Annotated in this window: 15 protein-coding genes and 1 pseudogene; 11 read left to right on the top strand and 5 right to left on the bottom strand. The window is 35.7% G+C overall.

Annotated elements, in window-relative coordinates:
• Positions 1 to 13 precede the first annotated feature (13 nt).
• Genes larC through larA form a run of 3 tightly spaced genes read right to left on the bottom strand, consistent with a single transcriptional unit; the run spans position 14 to position 3,340 of the window.
• On the bottom strand, positions 14 to 1,288 hold the full coding sequence (gene larC, locus IGK27_RS07745; RefSeq protein ID WP_002407516.1) for a nickel pincer cofactor biosynthesis protein LarC: 1,275 nt from the start codon (positions 1,286 to 1,288) through the stop codon (positions 14 to 16).
• A complete protein-coding gene (gene larB, locus IGK27_RS07740) occupies positions 1,285 to 2,028 on the bottom strand; it encodes a nickel pincer cofactor biosynthesis protein LarB (RefSeq protein ID WP_002362000.1) in 744 nt (247 codons plus the stop codon). The genes larC and larB overlap by 4 nt, the downstream gene beginning before the upstream one ends.
• A 37-nt stretch (positions 2,029 to 2,065) precedes the next feature.
• A complete protein-coding gene (gene larA, locus IGK27_RS07735) occupies positions 2,066 to 3,340 on the bottom strand; it encodes a nickel-dependent lactate racemase (protein WP_002361999.1) in 1,275 nt (424 codons plus the stop codon).
• 159 nt (positions 3,341 to 3,499) lie between these two features.
• On the opposite strand from larA, the pseudogene IGK27_RS07730 reads away from it, so the two are divergent.
• The 5 genes and pseudogenes from IGK27_RS07730 to larE all read left to right on the top strand — a co-directional run bounded on the left by IGK27_RS07730 (position 3,500) and on the right by larE (position 7,602).
• Positions 3,500 to 4,155, top strand: a pseudogene (locus tag IGK27_RS07730) (Crp/Fnr family transcriptional regulator).
• Between the two features lie 18 nt (positions 4,156 to 4,173).
• Positions 4,174 to 5,160: a cobalt transporter CbiM gene (cbiM, locus tag IGK27_RS07725; protein ID WP_002361997.1), complete on the top strand. Its 987-nt coding sequence runs from the start codon at positions 4,174 to 4,176 to the stop codon at positions 5,158 to 5,160.
• Complete coding sequence (locus tag IGK27_RS07720) at positions 5,160 to 5,945, top strand: energy-coupling factor transporter transmembrane component T family protein (protein ID WP_033626450.1); 786 nt, start codon at positions 5,160 to 5,162, stop codon at positions 5,943 to 5,945. The genes cbiM and IGK27_RS07720 overlap by 1 nt, the downstream gene beginning before the upstream one ends.
• A 1-nt stretch (position 5,946) precedes the next feature.
• Positions 5,947 to 6,660: an ABC transporter ATP-binding protein gene (locus IGK27_RS07715; protein WP_010819447.1), complete on the top strand. Its 714-nt coding sequence runs from the start codon at positions 5,947 to 5,949 to the stop codon at positions 6,658 to 6,660.
• Positions 6,661 to 6,765: 105 nt separating this feature from the next.
• The gene (gene larE, locus IGK27_RS07710) at positions 6,766 to 7,602 is read left to right on the top strand and encodes an ATP-dependent sacrificial sulfur transferase LarE (RefSeq protein WP_002374609.1); all 837 of its coding nucleotides are present in this window, start codon (positions 6,766 to 6,768) and stop codon (positions 7,600 to 7,602) included.
• Between the two features lie 184 nt (positions 7,603 to 7,786).
• On the opposite strand, the gene IGK27_RS07705 is transcribed toward larE, so the two are convergent.
• Together IGK27_RS07705 and IGK27_RS07700 are read right to left on the bottom strand one after the other, a co-directional pair.
• Positions 7,787 to 9,709: an FUSC family protein gene (locus tag IGK27_RS07705; RefSeq protein ID WP_033626451.1), complete on the bottom strand. Its 1,923-nt coding sequence runs from the start codon at positions 9,707 to 9,709 to the stop codon at positions 7,787 to 7,789.
• Between the two features lie 108 nt (positions 9,710 to 9,817).
• A complete protein-coding gene (locus tag IGK27_RS07700) occupies positions 9,818 to 11,275 on the bottom strand; it encodes a helix-turn-helix domain-containing protein (protein ID WP_002394536.1) in 1,458 nt (485 codons plus the stop codon).
• A gap of 227 nt (positions 11,276 to 11,502) precedes the next feature.
• Here IGK27_RS07700 and IGK27_RS07695 point away from each other — a divergent pair, with 227 nt between their 5' ends.
• The 6 genes from IGK27_RS07695 (at position 11,503) to IGK27_RS07670 (ending at position 17,789) form a co-directional block, all read left to right on the top strand.
• Positions 11,503 to 14,163: a bacterial Ig-like domain-containing protein gene (locus IGK27_RS07695; protein ID WP_033626452.1), complete on the top strand. Its 2,661-nt coding sequence runs from the start codon at positions 11,503 to 11,505 to the stop codon at positions 14,161 to 14,163.
• Positions 14,139 to 14,498, top strand: a complete 360-nt coding sequence (locus IGK27_RS07690) for a hypothetical protein (protein ID WP_002397402.1) — start codon at positions 14,139 to 14,141, stop codon at positions 14,496 to 14,498. Before IGK27_RS07695 ends, IGK27_RS07690 begins: the two co-directional genes overlap by 25 nt.
• Complete coding sequence (locus IGK27_RS07685; RefSeq protein ID WP_002357217.1) at positions 14,491 to 15,042, top strand: hypothetical protein; 552 nt, start codon at positions 14,491 to 14,493, stop codon at positions 15,040 to 15,042. Before IGK27_RS07690 ends, IGK27_RS07685 begins: the two co-directional genes overlap by 8 nt.
• A gap of 98 nt (positions 15,043 to 15,140) precedes the next feature.
• Complete coding sequence (locus tag IGK27_RS07680) at positions 15,141 to 16,121, top strand: DUF916 and DUF3324 domain-containing protein (protein WP_033626453.1); 981 nt, start codon at positions 15,141 to 15,143, stop codon at positions 16,119 to 16,121.
• A gap of 208 nt (positions 16,122 to 16,329) precedes the next feature.
• Positions 16,330 to 17,346, top strand: a complete 1,017-nt coding sequence (gene adhP / locus IGK27_RS07675) for an alcohol dehydrogenase AdhP (protein ID WP_033626454.1) — start codon at positions 16,330 to 16,332, stop codon at positions 17,344 to 17,346.
• A gap of 47 nt (positions 17,347 to 17,393) precedes the next feature.
• The gene (locus IGK27_RS07670; RefSeq protein ID WP_002361986.1) at positions 17,394 to 17,789 is read left to right on the top strand and encodes a hypothetical protein; all 396 of its coding nucleotides are present in this window, start codon (positions 17,394 to 17,396) and stop codon (positions 17,787 to 17,789) included.
• The last annotated feature ends 276 nt before the right edge of the window (positions 17,790 to 18,065 follow it).

The raw sequence follows: 18,065 nt of genomic DNA, 5'->3' as shown, positions 1-18,065 counted from the left end.
AGATAAAGCTCCTTTAATCAATAGTTTTGTTATTTAATGTTTGGACGAGGCGATAGACTTCCTCAATTGTAAAATTATATTGTTTAGCAATTCGTTCACAATCTTGGTATTCAATAGACTCTTTCAATAGGCCATGATAATGATTTTTTTTAATATGGACCTTACCAAAAGGTGTTTCCAAGATTTTGAAAGAACGGTCCATCACACTACGTTCCATTGTTTGAAAACGCATACCAATTGTAGAAGTATGTTTAAAGAGTAGTTCTGTAAAATATTCTTTTTCCTCTGTTGTTGTTAAAACCGTTAATAGAATGGCACTTCGGTTTTTTTTCATATGAATGGGCGTGAAAAAAACATCTAGAGCACCATGCTCCAATAATAGATCCATTACGTAACCTAACTGTTCAGGTGTTTGATTGTCTATATTTGTTTCAATTTTTAAAACTTGGTCATGGTGTTCTGTACTCTTTTTTTTACTATGTGTTTCAGTAAAGATTGATCCTCTGAGGGCATTGAACTTGCCTGTTTCCCGTTTGCCAAATCCGTAACCTATTTTTTCAATTAATCGTTGTTCTGGTGCGACAAATAGAGGACTAAGTTCTTTAAAAATAGCTAAGCCAGTCGGTGTGACAAGTTCAGTTTTTATCTCAAAGTCTTGTTGAATGATTAAATTCGTTTCTTTACGTAATTCCATAACCGCAGGAACTGGTATTGGCATGACTCCATGGGCAATTGTGATAGTGCCACTTCCATCTGTAATTGGCGTTGAATAGACTTGTTCAATCTCTAACTGTTCCCATAAGATAAAAAAGCCAACGATGTCAACAATTGAATCAATTGCTCCAACTTCATGAAAATGAATAGTGTCAATTGTTTGTTGATGAACAGCAGCTTCAGCTTTTGCAATGTCATAGAAAACATTTTTACTATGTTTTTTTACAAAATTGGACAAGTCGCTTTTTTCAATTAATGTATAAATATCTTTTAAATTTCTAGAATGGCTATGATGATGTGCATGTTCTTTCGTTTCATGATGTTCATTTTCGTGGTGAGGAGAGAGACTGTGTTTTATACCGTAATCCTTTTTTCCATGTTGTAGGAGAACATCGAAATCTGTTCCGTAAATACAACTTTTAGCAATTCGTTGGGCTTGAATGGTGAACCCATCGATGGGAAGTTTTTTTAATTCGATTAACAGTTTGTTTAAATCCCCGCCTAAGTCAAGCAACAATCCATTTAACATATCACCACTAAGACCAGAAAATGGTTCTAAAAATAAGCTTTTCATAGTGAAGACTCCTTTATTTGATTAATCATACTTGCATTATAAGCGGCACCAAACCCGTTATCTATGTTGACTACACTAACGCCAGAGGAACAACTATTTAGCATTCCTAAAAGAGCAGTCAGTCCTTGGAAATTGCTGCCGTAGCCTATGCTAGTAGGGACGGCAATCACTGGCACGCTAACTAGTCCGCCTAGCACGGACACCAGTGCGCCTTCCATGCCTGCAATCACAATAACCGCCGAAGCCTGTTGAATCTCATCTAGGTGAGCGAACAAACGATGAATGCCAGAAACGCCTACATCATAGATACGTTTTATTTGATTCCCGAAAGTTTCTGCAGTGATTGCTGCTTCTTCAGCAACGGACATGTCTGACGTTCCAGCAGTAACTATCGCAATATAGTTTTTTGTTGTAGTCTCCATTTGGTTGATAACGAAACAACGTGCAAGTTCATAGTAGGTTCCATGAGGAAAGTTCGACTCTAAAGGCTGGGCTTTTTGTTGTGAAACGCGAGTAACTAAAATTGTATTGTTTTCTTTTCTTAAGCTATTGATAATTTTGATGAGTTGCTCAATTGTTTTCCCTTCCCCATAAACGACTTCTGGATAACCAGTTCTTTCTTTACGCTGCGTATCAATTTTTGCAAAGTCTAATTCGCAAAAGCCATTTAATTTGTTTGTTGCTTCTTCTAAAGATAATTTTCCCTCTTTAAAAGCTCCTAAAATTTCTTTCGGTTGCATAATACAACGCTCCTTATTCCTGATTTCTCAAGGATCATTATTCTACAATGACAGACAAGCCATCTCGAATCACAGTCACTTTTGCATTTAGACCTTCTCTTTCAAATGCTCGCTCTAACGCTTCATCAAACGTTTTTGCTATTTCCATATGCATCGAAGTGATAAGCTCAGGATCAACAAGATCTGAAACAAAAATTATATGATGATGAACTAAAATTCGCGCTAAAATTTGCGAAGTCCATTGATCTGGCACGGTTTCTAATCGTGGTGTATGGATGGCTGCTTCTAAAAATTCGTTTGGATTTTTAACATTGGCAATATTTTCATAAAAACCTTCACCACCGTGACCATCACGACACCCAGCGACCATAATAATGACACCGCCGTCTTTATTGGTTGCTTCTGCAGCGGTCATTCCTTTAACTGCTTGATAAATGTTTTGATCAAGTGGAAATCCGCCATTCGTTGAAACCGCAATGTCGCAAGGTATTTTTTTGACACGGGCAATTTCTTTTACAAAGTTACAACCAACTTTATGCGCTTCAACCATATCGCCTGCAAAGGAACCAATAATTTTTTTGTCACCATCTAAAACGACATTAACAATAAAAGCTAGATTCGCTTTAGCGGCAGCGTAGACCATATCATTATGAATCGGATTATCCGTTAGATTTCCTGTCCGTGAGTTGGAGGAATCAATAAATTCTCCAGAATGGTTAGCCATGATGGTTTTATAAGAAGCAATTCCAGGTAAAACAGATTTACGTCCACCAGAAAATCCTGCAAAAAAGTGTGATTCAATAAATCCTTCGGCCAGAAGTAAATCTGCTTCTGCTGCAATGCGATTAATGATACAATCGCCCCCTGAAGGTAGTTGACCGATTTTGACCATTGAGGAATCATCAGTAGAGATATGCATAACGATTTCTTCATTCTCTACAATCGCTTTACCATATTTGCTAATCAGTTCTTCTCGTGTAGAAGGGCGATGAAAGCCTGTAGCAACTAAAATCCGGATTCTAGCTGTTTTGTTCACTGAACGAATTCTACGCAAAATAATTGGGGTGATAATATGTGAAGGAACGGGACGTGTGTGATCGGAACTAATGAGGACAATGTCTTTTTTACCCTTAGCTAATTCTTCTAATGGAAGGCTTCCAATAGGATTGTCCAGCGATTTTTCGACTGTTTCTTTCTCAGTATATGGATTTGAAAAATGTTCAGCTTTTGATTCGAGAAGCCCAATAAAATTTTTATCGGGAATTCTTGCAGTAATCATTTTCTTGTCATAAGGTAGGTTAATTTCTACCATAGCAATCATCTCCTAAGTAATATTTTACGAGACTAAGTATAATGAAATTTAGGAATCACACAGTCCTTATTGTGGGTAACATTTGCTAACAAAAGGTTGGTGAGAGTGTTTATAATAGTTAACGAATCAAACAGAAACTTAGTCAAAGGAGTGACAATTATGGAGTCAGATTATCTTACAGCTTTCTTAGATAGAAAGAAGACACCGATTATCAAAAAAAACGCCATACTTATCTCGCTTATCATGGATTGGAGGAAGCGTACACCTATGTATTAAAGAAAGGGGTCGTTAAGACGAGTATTATTTTAAAGGATGGACGAGAATTTAATCTGTCGTATATTGTGTCTCCTGACATTATTTCATTGTTACGTGATGAAGTATCAAATTATACATCTGCTCCTTTTAATATCCGCATTGAGTCGGAAGAGGCTAGCTTTTATCGGATACCAAGGACTGTATTTTGGGAATATGTTAGAGAAGATGCTGTTCTTCAAGATTATGTACGGGATTACTACCGAGCAAAATTATCGGAGAGTATTAGTTCCTTACAGAATATGACAATGAATGGTAAGAAAGGGGCTGTTTGTACTTTTATTTACCAATTAATTGATTTGTTTGGTGTACAGACAGAGGAAGGAATATTAATTGATTTTCAAGTAACTAATGAGGATATTGCGGGGTTTTGCGGGATTTCAACGAGAAATAGCGTAAACCGAATTATCCATGATTTAAAAGAGGAAAAAGTCATCGATATCAAAAAACAAAAAATTGTGATTTACGATCAAAGTTATTTAGCTGATTATATTGATCGATAAGATAGGAGTCTGACGAACATGCATATTCCAGAAAATTATTTAAGCCCACAAACTTGCGCAGTGATGGGCGCGATTATGGTACCTGTCTGGTACCGCGCTGTAAAAAAAGTTGACGTTCAAATTAAATTAAAAAAAGATACAGGGACCATGTTAGGGATTTCCTCCTCCTTGTCATTTTTAATAATGATGTTTAATTTGCCAGTACCTGGTGGAACAACTGCGCACGCTGTTGGGGCTGTTCTCATCGCATTATTGATGGGACCTTGGGCCGCGACGCTGTCTGTTTCGGTGGCTTTACTATTACAGGCTTGTTTATTTGGTGATGGTGGTATATTAGCTTTTGGTGCAAACGCCTTTTCTATGGCGTTTGTGATGCCATTCGTGGGATATGGAGTTTATAAGCTAGTTACGCGTGTAAAAAAATTTGAAACAATGGGTCTTTTCTTAGCTGGGTATCTTGGTGTAAATGTGGCGGCATTTTCTACTTCTGTATTATTAGGTATCCAACCCTTACTATTCCATGAAGCGAATGGTACGCCACTTTATAACCCATATGGTCTTTCTATAACTATACCAGCAATGATGAGTGTCCATCTGTTAGTAATAGGAATTGTTGAAGGTCTCTTCACCGTGTGTGTCTATAATTTTGTAAAAAGTGTGTCAAAAGATGCAATTTTTATCGAAGAAAAGAAGAAAAGGACTCCGTTGTTACGATTAAAGAGACTGTTATTGGTCATGGTAATTTTATGTCCATTAGGTTTGATTGATCATGCCACCGCTTGGGGTGAATGGGATTTATCTGAATTAGTCAAGAATTTAAAACAGAATCATTTGCCTGCGGTACAACCAAAAGGTATGGTGAATGGTTTTTCATTTCATGCACTTTTCAGTGATTACTTTATTCCAGGACTGCCATTAGCACTCGGGTATATTTTAAGTGGCGTAACAGCCATAATCGTTTTTTTACTCATTTTTCGTTTATTTAATGGAAGAAGGCAAAGTTGATGCCTGAATGGATGAAAGAATCTTCCACGTCCTTTGAACCTAATAAAAAAGAAACCTTTATGCTTAAAAATCGAAAAGGAATCCTTTTTTTATTAAATAAATTTCAGGTGAGTGGGAAACGCAATAAGACTATTCTCAGCGATATACACCCAGCAATTCAACTGATCAGTACTTTTTTACTAATTGTTTTAATCAGCACTACACAAAAAGTTCTTGTTTTGTGGCTCTTAGGCATCTACCTAGGCATGTTACTTTTAGTTGAAAAACCAACTATTCTACGAAACATTGTCAAAAAAGCTAGTATCCTCATTTTGATGCCGCTGATTATCTATTTACCGATCTTTTTTTTAGGTCAATTTAGTTTATTATTTATTGTTCATTTGTTTTTTTTAGCCATAGCGATTAGTCAATATATGGAAACAACCAACATGAATCAATTTATAGCAGCATTAAAAATCTTTCATTTTCCGAATATAATACTTTTACAATTAGATATTACGATTAAATATATCTTTTTCTTTGGAAATCTCTTAATCCAACTGCTTGCCGCTGTAGAAGCTAGAGCAGTTGGTGGGAATATCCAGTTGAGTACGGGTAGTAATTTAATCAGTCTTATTTCTTTAAAATCTTTTACGTATGGGAAAAAGTTGAACATGGTGATGGAAGCAAGAGGATATACTGGTCAATATTATCGAGTAAAGCAACCATTAAAAACGAAAGATTTTTTGGTTAGTATTGCCTATCTTTTATTTTTCGGGGGGTTGCTTTATTTAGGGAGGAACTAATATGTATCGAGTAAATCATTTGGTTTATCGCTATCAAACGAAGCCTGTTTTTTCGCCTTGTAATTTGGAAATAGCCAGAGGAGAATATCTGGTTTTGATGGGAGATAACGGCAGTGGAAAATCCACTTTTTTAAATTTGCTCGCAGGTTTTTTAAAACCTTCCGAGGGAACGATTTATTTTATGGAACAATCATTAACGGACTGGAAAAAAGACCCTATTCATAAAAAGAAGTATTATGCTCATTTGGGTATATTATTTCAAGAGACGGACACACAATTATTTAATGCAACAGTTTATGACGAATTGGCATTTGGCCCTAGACAGCTCCAACTATCCGAGCATGAAACAGCAAAAAGAATTAATGATTGTTTGAATTTATTAAAAATTACCCATTTAAGCAATCAAGTGCCTTATCAATTATCGGGAGGAGAAAAGAAAAAAGTGGCTTTTGCTAGTCTGTTAGTAATGAATCCAGACGTGTATTTATTAGATGAGCCGTTTGCTGGGTTGACAAAAGAATCGGAAAAATTATTTAAAAAGATAATAAAAAATCTGCATCAACTTGGTAAAACAATTATCCTTTCCACCCATGACTATTTGAGTATTTGCGAGGAAGCTGATTCCATTTTATTGTTTGATTCGGCTGTCACAAGGTACTCAAAGGAAGAGATAGAAGCCAATGCTAACTTGTTACAACATTTAAAACGGTATTAAGTGTACAAATATTGACAATAATTGATACTATGAATCGTGATTTTTTCTAATGTGGAGATGTCTATAATTAATTATGTAAAAGAAAATCAATAGGAGATGGTTTAAATGTCTGTCATGAAAACGAAAGAACAAAATTTAGTTCGCGAATTACAAAAAATGGATAAGTTGGCTGTTGCATATTCAGGTGGAATTGATAGCTCTTACTTGCTAAAAAAAGCTTTGGACACTTTAGGTGCTGAAAATGTACTTGCGGTTGTTGTAAATTCAGAATTATTTTCTGATGATGAGTTTGATAAAGCGGTTGATTTAGCTAATGGGTTGGGAGCAAATGTGTTAGGCCTTGAAATGAGCGAATTAGCGGATGATAGAATTGTTGCAAATAACCCTAATAGCTGGTTCTACAGTAAAAAATTATTATATAAAACTATTCGTTCGGCTATTCAGAAAGAGGGATTTGATGTTCTGGCCGATGGGATGATTATGGATGATAATACTGACTTTCGTCCTGGATTAAGAGCAAGAGATCAAGAAGGGGTCATCAGTCCGCTACAACAAGCTAAATTATATAAAATCGAAATACGTCAACTTGCTAAAGACGCAGGTATTTCCAATTGGAGTAAAGTTGCCTCATGTAGCATTGCTTCAAGAATTCCTTATGGCATTAAGTTAACACGCTCAGCTATTGATCAAGTATTTGCTAGTGAAAAATATTTACGGGAAATAGGTTTTCCAATTGTCCGTGTCAGAGCACATCATGATTTAGCACGGATTGAAATTCCAGAAGACAAACTTTCTCTGTTATTAGAAAACAGAGAAAAAATTGCAGATTATCTTAAAAAACAAGGATTTAATTATGTAACTTTTGACTTAGAGGGATTTAAATCTGGCCGAATGAATGATATCCTCACAGAAACTGAAAAAAAAGTTTTTTGTGAATGTTAGACAGATAAGTTTATAAAATTGAGTCGGTGTAACGGAGTCAGGACAGGGGTATTCCGTTACAAAAACCAAGTTTTCTGCTCGATTAGGTCGGTTGTTTTCATTGATTACTCTGCCAGTAGTTTATCAACTTTTAAGCCTAGGAAAAATTCCCTTTGGATTTTTCCTAGGCTTTTTGTCTATTTAATCATTTGATATTTGCTAAAAAGAAATTAGCTGTAGAATTTTTTAAGATTACCAGTGATTGTTCAATTTGAGGAAAATAAATGGATTGTTTGGACTGGTTGATTAGTCGATTATTTTTGGGATTCGTGAGTGAAAGTATTTGCTGTGAATAGTTAAATAACTCAGTGTTTAGTGTGTCCGGCCTAACTGGCGTTAATTTTTTTAAGTAGTGTTGTGTTTTCATAAGTTCTAAAAGAAGCTCTTCCATAGCAGTTTGCATTTCCAACAGTTGATCATTTAGTTGTTTTTGTTGCATTAAGTTTTCAGCGGAGGCATCGTTACTATAAATAGGAGATTCAAGAACAATTTCTTGAATAGAATAGTTTACTCTACGTTGTACCCGATAAGCTAGTACCCAAGCATCACTAGGCAACGTGGTCTCTTCATTGATTAACGCTAGCAAAATAGAGCTGATCGTTTTTGACCAACTATTGATATTTTTACGTAATACTTGACTATGCCATGTTGGGAAAATAAAAAACATAACAAAAGCAATCAGCGCACCAATAATTACATCAAAAACTCTTGTATAGCCTGCAGAACTACCACCTAATGTGAAAGTTAACCAAGTGGTCACACTTAGCATTAGAAATGCTTGACTTAATTTACGGACGGTTTCATACAATATAACTAGCAAACAAGACAATAGCATTGGCCATAAAGGATTTAGGTTTGTTAAGTTAGCAATTAATTGAGACAAAAAAATGCCTAAACAACCACCTAAAATAGAACCAATAGTTCTTGAAGTGATTTTACCGAGTGTACCATGATAACCTGGCATAACCATTAAACAACCAGAAATAACTACCCAGAATTCGTGATTAGCTAAAGGCAAAGGGTACATGTAATTAAGAATAAGCGAACAAAAATGACACACTAAACCTGTTAAAGCTAAACGAATTGCGAATCTAGCAGAGCTGCCTTTGTAAGAATGAAGGATCTCTTTGGCTTCTGCAAGTCCTTCTTTTGTGGGTAAGAAAGATTTAAATGAGATTTTTTTAGAGGTTTGTTTGTTTTGTATCAAAAGGATTGCTGATTTTATTTCGGTGTTTGCTGAAGCAAATTCTTGAAGAGGTAGGGTTAATTGTTCTCCTTTTAAAAAGAGTTGAATTGCTTTTAAAGCAGGAAGATTTTCAGCTGCATTGGTTGAATCTAACGAGCCTGCAATTGCATCTGCTTGTGAAACCAAGGGATAAATCCATGGTGTTTTTTGATGATTGACCCATGGCATCGTTTCAACAGATTCGCGTACTTTTATTCTGAAATGGACATAGCGTGCGGGTTTTCCTTGTGCTAATAAATATAATTGTTCATATAAATCGGCTACTAATTTTCGTGCTTCATTATTTTGCGGCTTAGAATAAAGACAATAGAACAAACAAAGGATGGACATACCTAAAATTATTGCACCCAGACCTTCAAAAGTTTGACCAATAGACAAATTGCCTTTTAATTGCGCACCAGCTAGTAAAGAAATGGTCCCAAAGAGACATCGAATATACAGACCAATACTAAAGTTTCTTACAATCCCTGAAAAATACAAACCAAGGACGAATAATAAAATAATGAATATACTTGACGACTGTAAAAGTATCCCCAGACTGGCACCAAGAAAAATCATTAAAATACCATCTATGGCACTTCTTTGTGGAGAGCTATGTCGTGGTAAGACACAAATTACAGTGCCCAAAAAGCTACCAACATTTACTAAAACAAAAGCGAAAGGAAAGACTATTGTTAGAACAGCACCAACAGCATTTGCAATAATGATACTAAGAACAAGAGCAAACCAGTTCTGTCTTGTATCAAAAGTTAGTATAGGACGACTATACGCCCAAGACGATTCTAAGAAGACCTCAAAAAATTTTTTGATAGATAATTTCACAAAACATTCCTTCTTTAAAAATTTATTAAAAGCTAAAAAATTATTCCTCTGCTAGTATACACCTCTAAATTTTTTTTTCAAATTTGCTCTTTTTAAGAAAACTCACAATTATAAGCCAACATTAAGTTTAGCCATATATTTTTGTTGAATAAATTCTGTAAGCTCATGCCAACTTTCTTCATTTTCAATGGAATCTAAGTAGAAAATATCTTGATTAGAAGTAGCTTTTTCGAAGGAATCTGTGATGATGATATCCGCATTTGTGAAGTCTTCGGTAATAGAGATTGCGTTTGTATTATATAAGGAGGATAACCGTGTTTTAATAAAATAACTTGCATAAAAATCTTTGATAATTTGTAAATAGATTCTCACTTGTACTTTTTTTTCGGACACAGACAATGTGTAAAGCAGTTGACTGAGTAACTCTAAATGCGTTTCTTGGTGAACTAATTTTGCCACCGTTCCTTTTATTCGATTAAAGTATGCCACATCTGACGGAGTACAAATTTCTGGCTGCGGTAAATAAAGTGTTAAAAAAGTATAATAATTGCCCTCCGTTAAAAAGTACCAAGCATTAAAAATAGAAAGATAGTAAACGTATTGATAATCATGCTGATTTGTCAGTAAGTAGGCTACTTGCTTAAACAATTTTTTTGATAAGACACAATAAGGATGGTTAGATTCTATAAATAATTTTTCTATTTGTTTCGTTTGCTTTTCCGAAAAGATATAAGGGATAAAAATGCGAGATAAAAAATTAAAGTATAAAATTTCAGTTTTTCTTGTTTCGCATTGAATGTCAGCGAAAGAGTGTTCAAGAAAAAATAAAGTCACATGACTGTATTGATTGATCAGAATAAAAAAAGAATGCAGGTTTTTAGAGTGCGGCATCTTTAAGAAGTTTTGTGCACTTGTTCTAGTTTTAAATATCGCATATAAAATATAAAACGCTCTTTTCTTCATTCGGACATTTTTATAGGATCGTTCAAGAAGTTCATCGGGTAGACTTTTTTTTATTTCTTCAAGACTTATTTTAGAGAAAGGCCAAGCCAATTCTTGAAAGGAATCTTGTAGGAAAATGAAAGAAAACACTCGAATCGATAATTCATTGCCAGTTAATTGATAAATACCCTTAATACTAACGATTACTATATCAAAAATTTTAAAAAAGTTATTCAGTTGTTTCGTGATTTTTACCAGATAATGTTCAGAAATATATAAAACTTTAATTAATTCGTTTTTATCAATGGAAGAATGTGTGACCAATTGTACGCAATAATTAAATTGTACATTGTTTTTTAAAAGATTGAGTTTTAACGTGTAGGCGTATTCGACCGCGCTTTTTCGGTACGCTGGATTTACACAAACAATGCCATTATTGTTAGAGACAATAAAATGTTGGATTTGATAAGTATCCTCGAATTCTTGATTTATTTTTATCAGATTTTCCTTGACCGTTCTTTTTGAAATTTTTAAATTGGAAGAAATTTCATTTAATGACGTATGAGCTCGCTTCACTATATAAAATAAAATTTCTAGCTCATTCGTTAGGTAGGATGGAAACATGTTATGGACCTCCAAAAGTAAAATTTAGGTTCATTGTAGTCTACTTTCTTTAAATTTTTGTATTGATATGTTAACACAAGCGTAATAAGAAGCGGCCATCACAATTAATGTACAGCCTTATACATTAATTGTGTGTGGCAAAGCAATTTCAATGTTGATAAGCTAGCAGTAGTTAGAATAATTATTATTTAGTTTCTAATTCCAAAAAAGGTCAAGGTGAGTAAGCAATGAAAAAAATCAACGAACAATTAAAAATGAAAATGCCAACCTACAAAAGAAAAAAAAGCATTGCTTATTTCTTTTACTCTTGTCTACTATTGGTATCGATTTCTTGTTTTTTGAGCGTGCATTTTCAAGAATGTGAGGCAGCTTCGCTCTATCAAGCGGGAGGGATAGCCATTGATTTGAGAACTGATTTACCTTATGGAATGGAGATAAGCCATGACGGTGGTGGTGGTCCTGATGGATCATTTGGAGGAAAATTACACGTAAAATTATACGGAACAGTGGACACTTCTCATACAGAAGCATTGAAGTTTCTTTCTTTTGGTACTGTAGGAATGCAATATGGACTGATGTTTCATTTGCCAGAAAATATAAGTGCAGATAATTTTAAAGCGGCTTATGACAAGGCTTTTGCGGATAATCCAGAAAATTTTTATTCAATTAGTGGACAAAAAAACACACAAATACCAATTGTTAACACAAAAGGAATGCGGACGTTTAACGGTTCTTCAGAAGATGGTTCACCGGGATGGGGTGATCCTGATCAAGATTATAGCGGAATTGATACTGAGCATCAGGTGATGTTTTGTGAACGGGGGGACACTATTAATTTTTCTTTTACTAAACTTTATGAAATTTGGCGACATGAACCTGACAAATCGGCCATAAAATTTGAACTTCATTTTGATTTAGATGTAGCTACTTTAATGAAGGATGGCGATTCAAAGGATTATTCCCTCAATAAAAATTTAACGAAACATCGCTTACCAGTATCAAATGTTTTGTCGGATGGCACTGAAAGTGATCAATTTTCGTTGTCGGCAGATTTTTTTGGTCGAACTTACGAATCAGATACAACGAATACGGTTAATCATAATTGGATATTGCTTAGTCCAGACATGTGGTTACGTGCGACAAGTTTAGCGGCAGCAGCAAAGCAAGATCCAAATAATTTGAATCATCAAATTATCACTGGAATCACTGGGAAAGTGGCTACTTGGTCTTCTTATATCTCGCCATGGGACAGCGGCGATAAAGACAATCCATTATCCAATTACAATACCCAAGATGCCTCTAAATATCCTGAAATACCTGAAAGCAAAACGATGTTACCAGGGGATTTTTTATCACCAAAGTTTACGATGAACCAAAGACAAGACAATCCGCTTAATTGGACAGATGGGTATGTTGCTCAACGGTTTGCGCGCGTAGTTAATTTTCATACTCACACAGTTGATCCTAAGGCCAATGTGAATGTCTCTTCACAACAACAAAACGGGTTAACAACCTATTTATTTAGTGGCAAAGATGGTTGTGGGCTGCCGTTAGTCAATCCGCCAGGGACGGATTCTTCAGAGCCCACAGATAAAACATATATGCGCGTCACAACAGATCCCTACCAAGTGCCAAGTTTAGAAAAGGCAGCTTTTGTTAAAGGTCAAACAACATTTCACCCGCAACAAAAGATACCAGTAGAACTAACCGTTAAGGCTCCGACAACTAGAAAAGTTCAAATTGAAGAAAAAATTTCAGGTGCTGCCCAAACTGATTTTCATAAAATTGGGGAGCAAGATTTAAAAAATTTACCAGTCACAGATGATTGCGTTAGTTTTAACTGTTTAGCAGATGCTTTACCAACTTCAGGAGATTACACATTAACATTTAGAATTCTTGATGTTGATGATACATCTAAAAGCTACTCAAATGAGAAAAGTTTAGCTGTGCACATTGATCAAGCGCAAATTAAAGTTAAATCTCAAGATACGATTTATCAATATACTCAATGGCAACCAGAAAGTGAAGTGACTAGCTTACAAACACCAGATGGTAAAAAAGGTGATTTTCGAGACGTAAGTGTCATCATATATAAACTGGACGGAGAGCAAAAGGTCCCAGTAGATGCGGTGGATACAAAAGTGGTTGGTAAATATGAAATTGATTATAACTACCTAGGATTAGAGGCGCAGACTGCACTAGAAGTCATTCCCTCTTCAGCTCATATTGGTGCACATAACGACAGCTTTTCTGTGGGGACGCCCTTCGATCCAAAACGTCTTTTTGATAGTGCAACAGATAATGATGGACAGTCCATTCCTTATAGTAAGATAACGATTTGCTATACGCCTGATCAGGTAAACGATGAAGTAGCAGGCGTCTATAAAATTACTTATGATATCTCTAAAATAGTAGGTTTTAGTAAAAGTATTACTGTTGATTGGACCTACTATTACTCTAATCGTCTAGACTTTTATCACTTATCTGAACAACTAATGCCTTTTGAGAACGTAAAATTTAATGGCCAAGATCAAACACAGACATTAAAAAATTGTGAGATGAACATTGAAGATACGGGGGATCCTAATCGGACAACTGGCTGGCAGCTTGAAGTAGCCTATAATTTAAATGATCAGAAAACACAAGCGTGGAAAGACGCAGGGCTTGATCTCACGCTAAATCCAAAGTCAGTCGATTATGTAACAACTGAGCAAAATATTATGGTTAACGATGAGCAACAATTAGTAGCTGATGTAAGTAACCAATCTATCAAAAATAAAAAAGTTTTGACGAAATTACAATTATTGCCCACATTAACTATTTCAAAAGTCACACCTGCTGATAAATATGAAGCTCAGTTAATTTGGAACTTAGAAGCAACACCGTAAGGGAAGAGGGAATAGCTGTGAAATGGTTTATCTATGATTTATTGTTTGTTGCCTTTATTCTCGGTTTGCCAATTCAAGCACAAGCTGAAGACAAGACAACTGACGCACAAGCTGGCACAAAAGTCATGGTAATAGTGAAAGAGAGTGAGGATATTGTTCCACATCCCAATGAGCTTATACCTCAGACTAACGATATGCCAACTTCACGAGGACAACCTAATTTTTTACCAAAAACAAACGAGATTACGTCTCAAGAGACGATTTTAGGGATCGTGGTACTCGGAAGTACATTAATCGTCGGACTTTATAAAGAAAAGAGGAAAAATAATGAATAAAAAAATAATTGGTTTAACTGTCACTTTAGGAACGGGGATTTTTTTAATTGGTCAACAAACTGTAAATGCGGCTGATAATACCAATACCACAGCGAATGTGTCGGTTTTGGGTGGCGGATTAACCATTACACCATTAGCACAAATTAACTTTGGGACGGTGACAAAAGACGGCCAAGATCATACGCAACCAGATCAAAGCAAGTCGCAACTTATCATTAATGATAATCGTGGGACAACGAATACAGGTTGGTATCTGACAGCGAATTTAGAAGATAAAGGAAAAGGTGTCACTGGCTTAGACGGAATGACACTTCATTTAGACACTAAAAAACCTGACGGATCTTCTGAAAAAGGTACCTTTACGGGCGTTGATTTAACCACAGATGCTTCAACCATTATTTCGCTAGATAAAAGTGATATCCGTTTATCAGACACTGTCACGACAGCCGATTTAAATGCAACGTTAAATATACCTAAAAGTATTGCTGCAAATACCTACTCTGGGACCATCGTCTGGAATGCCATCGATGGAGCACCCGCCTAAGAATTTAACATAAAACGATGTAAGAAAACGAGGCAGATAAATTGAAAAGAATTTTAAAGATACTTTTTATATTGACTATTCTCTGTTTAGGTGGAGCGATGCGTGCCTGGGCAGAGCCGTCTAATACCAATAGTTCAGCAACAATTGACAATGCGAATGCGTATACAGTCACACCCGTTTTCGGAGCAACTCAAAATAACAAAACCAGTAATTTTTTTGATATGACATTAACTCCGAAACAAAAAGATACATTCAAATTAACGATAACCAATACTACGCCGAACCCTCAAAAATTTAAAGTTCAGGTAAATACAGCAACAACAAATAGTAATGGGATAGTTGACTATACAAAAAGTAGCTTTGAAAAAGATCCATCGATGAGTTTGGTACTTAGTGATTTGATTAGTCCCAATAGGAAGGACATTAGTGTTCCTGGTAAACAATCACAAACGATTGATTTTCAAATAACGATGCCAGAAAAGTTATTCTCAGGAATTTTATTAGGTGGAGTGACGATTCGACCTGTAGAGATAGCTGGGGACCAAAGCAAGGGTGGGATTCAAAATGTTTATATGCATACGATTGCTATTCGGGTGAATGAAACAGCAGAGACCATACCTGCAAAATTGGAAAGTGGTTCTGTTAAAATTGGGCAAATTAACCGCCACAATACTGTTTCGATGGAAATTAAAAATCCACAGCGGAAGTTATTGTCAAAAGTCGAAGGAGATTTTTTTGTTAAAGAAAAAGGAACAAACAAAACGATCATTCACGAAAAGAAAAATAATCTTAGTTTTGCACCAAACACAAGGTTTGACCTACCTATTTTACTGAAAGATTCGTTTAAACCTGGAGACTATACCTATACCATTAAGTTGAAAAACCATGAGGGGAGCTGGACGTTCTCAAAAGATTTCACGATAAACAAAAAGCAAGCTGATCAGTATAATAAGCGTTCTGTTGATCATAAAGTCAAAAACCTTCACTGGCTTAAGTACCTCATGGCCTTTTTAATTCTAGTTATTTTAGGTACCGTCTGCTATATCTTGGGAAAAAAGAAGGAAAAAATGAAGTTGTAAAACCTGCCTTTAAAATAGTTGACAATTATGCAGAAAAAATCATGCCAGTATGAATTATCTATGACATAAGGGAAGAATAGCTGTCTAGCAAGGATAAATTGTCAAATTAACGTTAATTTACGCAAGTCATTGGTGTTCCTTATTTTGGAAAGTAGTATTATACTATTATTGTTCAATGATTCACAATAGAAACAAGGAGGAAAGAACCATGTATAAAGCAATTGTCGCAGCAAAAGGAAAAACAACAAAAATTGTTGAAAAAGAATCGCGTCCATTGAAAGATAATGAAGCGCGGTTGAAAATGGAAGTCTGTGGTGTCTGTCATACGGATTTACACGTTAAGAATGCAGATTTTGGTGATGTTAGCGGTTGTACCTTAGGTCACGAAGGAATTGGGATTGTGACGGAGGTTGGAAAAGACGTTACTAGTTTAAAAATTGGTGATCGTGCATCTGTTGCATGGTTTTATGAAGGCTGCGGGCATTGCGAATACTGTACTTCTGGTCGAGAAACGCTTTGTCGTTCAGTAAAAAATGCTGGATATACAGTTGATGGTGCCATGGCCGAAGAATGCATCGTCACAGACGGTTATGCAATGAAAGTGCCAGAAAATTTAGCATCAGAGCCAGCTTCCTCTATTACTTGTGCAGGGGTAACAACCTACAAAGCGATAAAAGAATCTGGGATTCGTCCAGGTCAATGGCTAATGATTTCAGGATTAGGTGGGCTAGGTAATCTAGCTTTACAATATGCCAAGCATGTCTTTAATGCAAAAGTAGTAGCTGTTGATGTGAATGATAATCAGTTAGCTTTTGCGAAAGAAATGGGTGCTGATCTTTTAATTAATCCAGTTAAAGATCCTGATTTTGCTGCACAACTTCAAAAAGAAATTGGCGGTGTCCATGCAGCAGTAGTCACTGCGGTAGCTAAATCAGCATTTAATGGCGCAGTCGATGCAGTCCGTGCGGGAGGAACGGTTGTCGCCGTTGGATTGCCTGTTGAGACAATGGATTTATCTATTCCACGTCTTGTTCTTGATGGCATTCACGTAGTCGGATCGTTAGTTGGAACCCGTCAAGATTTAAGAGAAGCTTTCCAATTCGGTGCAGAAGGAAAAGTTGTTCCTGTTTGTCAAACACGTCAACCAGAAGAAATTAATGCTATTTTTGAAGAAATGGAACAAGGAAAAATTCGCGGGCGCATGGTCATTGATTTTCGCAGTTAATTTAGTTTTTTAGTGATTCGTTGATTTAATCTGAATACCATGAAAGGATGGATGGAATGTTTGCGAATCTTACTCTCCGTGAGAGACGACTGCTTAAACAAGCACAAGTGGGAGCCACAATTAGCTTTATTCTTTTGTTTGTACCAATTCTGACAATCAGTCTTTTGCATACTAGTGACTTATTAGCAAAATGGCTAGGTATAGTTGGGGTAATTATGGTTTTACCATTGTTGTATTTTGCGTGGCAGATTTTAAAGATAGCCTATAAAGATCAAAAAGATAATCCAACGCCTCCTTTGTGGGTTCCGAAAGTTTATGGGATTGGGCTTTCGATCAATCCCTATCACCGGTTTGGAAAGTTAATTTTTATATTGCTAGCGGTACTGATAGTTGGCATCATCATTAGTTTGCTTTTCACACCAGCAAGTCAAATCAATCACTAAAAAACGAGTAATCAACACCCTCTTGCCGAGCAGGAGGGTGTTGATTATTTTTAAATAGACTAAATTTGAGTAACAGGTATTAGATTTTTAAAAAAGTCTTTCTTTTTCTGATGTAGATATTTTCGCAATAAAATCATCATTATAAGTGAATTAACAGGTTTATCAAGGGTTAATACTTGTTAATGGTGGCTGCTATAATTAACCGTTGACAAACACAAAAAAACCATCATACGATAATTATGTTATTAAAAAAGTGAAAAATTGGTAGTCAACAAA

Source organism: Enterococcus sp. DIV0236, assembly GCF_050558525.1.
Taxonomy (GTDB): Bacteria; Bacillota; Bacilli; order Lactobacillales; family Enterococcaceae; genus Enterococcus; species Enterococcus faecalis.
The sequence above is the reverse complement of the archived record's forward strand: the minus strand, read 5'-3'. Positions and strand labels throughout refer to the sequence as shown.

What these genes read in the sequence shown, in the direction of transcription:
- larC (WP_002407516.1), bottom strand. Translation starts at nt 1,288, where the DNA reads ATGAAAAGCTTATTTTTAGAACCATTTTCTGGTCTTAGTGGTGATATG.
- larB (WP_002362000.1), bottom strand. Translation starts at nt 2,028, where the DNA reads ATGCAACCGAAAGAAATTTTAGGAGCTTTTAAAGAGGGAAAATTATCT.
- larA (WP_002361999.1), bottom strand. Translation starts at nt 3,340, where the DNA reads ATGGTAGAAATTAACCTACCTTATGACAAGAAAATGATTACTGCAAGA.
- cbiM (WP_002361997.1), top strand. Translation starts at nt 4,174, where the DNA reads ATGCATATTCCAGAAAATTATTTAAGCCCACAAACTTGCGCAGTGATG.
- IGK27_RS07720 (WP_033626450.1), top strand. Translation starts at nt 5,160, where the DNA reads ATGCCTGAATGGATGAAAGAATCTTCCACGTCCTTTGAACCTAATAAA.
- IGK27_RS07715 (WP_010819447.1), top strand. Translation starts at nt 5,947, where the DNA reads ATGTATCGAGTAAATCATTTGGTTTATCGCTATCAAACGAAGCCTGTT.
- larE (WP_002374609.1), top strand. Translation starts at nt 6,766, where the DNA reads ATGTCTGTCATGAAAACGAAAGAACAAAATTTAGTTCGCGAATTACAA.
- IGK27_RS07700 (WP_002394536.1), bottom strand. Translation starts at nt 11,275, where the DNA reads ATGTTTCCATCCTACCTAACGAATGAGCTAGAAATTTTATTTTATATA.
- IGK27_RS07695 (WP_033626452.1), top strand. Translation starts at nt 11,503, where the DNA reads ATGAAAAAAATCAACGAACAATTAAAAATGAAAATGCCAACCTACAAA.
- IGK27_RS07685 (WP_002357217.1), top strand. Translation starts at nt 14,491, where the DNA reads ATGAATAAAAAAATAATTGGTTTAACTGTCACTTTAGGAACGGGGATT.
- IGK27_RS07680 (WP_033626453.1), top strand. Translation starts at nt 15,141, where the DNA reads ATGCGTGCCTGGGCAGAGCCGTCTAATACCAATAGTTCAGCAACAATT.
- adhP (WP_033626454.1), top strand. Translation starts at nt 16,330, where the DNA reads ATGTATAAAGCAATTGTCGCAGCAAAAGGAAAAACAACAAAAATTGTT.
- IGK27_RS07670 (WP_002361986.1), top strand. Translation starts at nt 17,394, where the DNA reads ATGGATGGAATGTTTGCGAATCTTACTCTCCGTGAGAGACGACTGCTT.